Here is a 2,322-nt window from a genome sequence, read left to right on the forward strand (position 1 = left end):
CGGGACCTGCGGAACGGACGACACCTCGTGATCATGCCAGCCGATCAACCAGAGTGGACAACCGGCCGGGGACTCACCTCAAGCTGAATACGTACGTTGATCCTTCAAGAGGAATTCCCGCTTCCTCGAACTGAATAGCGCATCCGACTTCCCCACACCCACCATGATGACCTGAGTTAGCCACAGCTCGCGCGGTTTGCGGAGGCATCACTCCGGACCTTGTATCCGTTGCATAGGCGAACCTGACTTGCGATCCGTCCGCGGAGGTAATACTAGTCGCAACATTCGGGCGCACTTCTGGGGCCATGTTCAGAGCTTCATCCGCAAAGTCAAGCAAATCATCAGCCGCCTCGCCACAGTTGTGGACGAGGACCTGGGTGTTGCCGGCTATCACATAGTACGTGTGGACTCAGCAACGATGTCACGCCAGGTAATGGCGGGTCTCACCTGCGCGTTCATTGCGGCTGACTCCACCGAACATCATCGGTGTCGCTGGTGACAGCAGCCATGACAGCAACACCCACGCACGCCGGAACGTACGGCGAACCTGATGTTCCAGATCATCACCGCTGGAGAGGCGACGAGCCAGCCGGGAACTCCGCGTCGTCAGGGCGCCGGCGAGACATCCGCGCCAGGGGCGCAACCCTGCCTCGAAGGGACCGCCGGTCGGCGACTCGGCCGGTCCTCGACCTCGAACCCATTGCGGCCGGATAGGGCCGCCGCGACCTGGACGGCTTACGAGTAGACGTCCTTGCGATGCCCGACGGCGTGGATGGTCAACTCGTCGCCGTCGAGGCGGTAGAGGACCCGGTAGTCACCGACGCGCAGACGACGACCGGATCCGTCGCGCATTTCGATCGAGCTCTGTGGCTCAGGGTCGGAGACCAAGCCGAGGATCGCGCTCAGAACGGTCAGGAAGACGTTGCGGGGCTGCTTGTGCAACCAGACCAGCACATCCCGGTCGATCTGAACCTTCACGCCGCCGCACCGCCGGCCCGGTCGGCCAGCAGCGCCTCCACCTCACGAGGATCCACCCCGAGTGACTCCAGCGCCGCCGACAGCGGCACGAACTGCCCCTCAGCACGGGAACGAGCGATCACCGCAGCGTCCCGGCGGTCCCGGAAAGCCTCGATCTCCTCCCACTCGTCGATGCCCACCAACACGGCCACCGGCCGCTCGTACTTCGTGATCATGACCGGCTCACCGGTGCGCTCGACCCCGTCCAGCACCCGACCCGCGCCATCACGGAACTCCCGCAGCGTAATCCTCGTCATGCACCGAACTGTACCACGCGGTACCGTGTCCCCTGGGGAGCAGCATCCCAGCTCCGATCCGAGGTGCCATCCACAGGGCTCCGTCACCGCAGCAGCCATTGGGCAAAAAGGTGCTTCACCTAATCAAGAGCGCCCGGCTACCCGGACGCACGCGCACGCGCTACAGCCGTTCCGGCCCCGCGCGCACGCCCGGTGAAGCGGAGCCACGAGATCAGCAGTGACAGTGATGCCATCTACGGCCGTGACGATCCCTTCACCAGCCGACGCGAGTGAACGGGTCCGGGGATCGACGCCGCACCGCTACGCGGCACGGCACCGGCCATCGATGCGGCCGTAGGTGGCCCAGAGCGGCACGCCTATCGCCCCGACCCTCCCATGTGGCGATTACATCGAGACATCGACATGCGATGGCAACGTCTGACAGCAGCCGTGACAGCAACCCTTGCGCACACTGGCCAACGACCACAGCCACAGCGCTACGTTGAGTAGCGCCGTGGCTGCATGAACGACCACCGGTTGATCCATTAATCAGCCGAGACCGAGGCGCATTCGGTAGGCGCGCATCCGCTCATTCAGAGCTGCCCGGGCAGCCGGTTCGTCGTCGAGTACCACCAGAGGCGAATCACCAGTGGCGCACACGCCATATATCTGGTCAGCCACGCTTTCGGTCAGAATGTGGTCGAAGTGAAACGAGCCTTCGAACGCCAACCAAGCCACCGAGCCAGCACGTTCGCATACCATCCGCAAACAGGACTCCAAGTGTTGCTGGAGACCCACAGGCAGGATCTCGAACTCGAAATCATACTCATAGACCGGCGGCAAGGTAGGTTCAGGACGATCATCCTCCAGACAATAAGTCTTGGTCCGCCTTGGAACATCATCCCCCCATGCACTTACGAGGTCGGGAGACTCCTGGGCTGCGGAAATGACGAAGAGGCTGATTACCGGAGTGGTTCCGTCCCAGCAAATCGCGTCCAATACCCGACTCATCCTAGTACGGCAGCCGCCATTTGCTAGTTGACCAGGGCGTAGCCGCGGTTGAGGCGGG

The 2,322-nt window shown here is 62.9% G+C and carries 3 protein-coding genes; all 3 read right to left on the minus strand.

Annotated elements, in window-relative coordinates; all coding sequences use genetic code 11:
• Nucleotides 1-735 precede the first annotated feature (735 nt).
• Complete coding sequence (locus C569_RS0129430; protein WP_018789273.1) at nt 736-978, minus strand: type II toxin-antitoxin system RelE/ParE family toxin; 243 nt, start codon at nt 976-978, stop codon at nt 736-738.
• A complete protein-coding gene (locus tag C569_RS0129435; protein ID WP_196806828.1) occupies nt 975-1,274 on the minus strand; it encodes a type II toxin-antitoxin system Phd/YefM family antitoxin in 300 nt (99 codons plus the stop codon). The genes C569_RS0129430 and C569_RS0129435 overlap by 4 nt, the downstream gene beginning before the upstream one ends.
• 528 nt (nt 1,275-1,802) lie before the next feature.
• Nucleotides 1,803-2,322 (minus strand): hypothetical protein (locus C569_RS33530; protein WP_231394943.1); only part of this gene is annotated, 520 nt, incomplete at its 5' end.

This window comes from Micromonospora sp. CNB394 (assembly GCF_000374985.1).
Classification (GTDB): domain Bacteria; phylum Actinomycetota; class Actinomycetes; order Mycobacteriales; family Micromonosporaceae; genus Micromonospora; species Micromonospora marina.

Bases quoted from the DNA above. Each gene is read 5' to 3' on its own strand.
- C569_RS0129435 (WP_196806828.1), bottom strand. From the start codon at position 1,274: ATGACGAGGATTACGCTGCGGGAGTTCCGTGATGGCGCGGGTCGGGTG.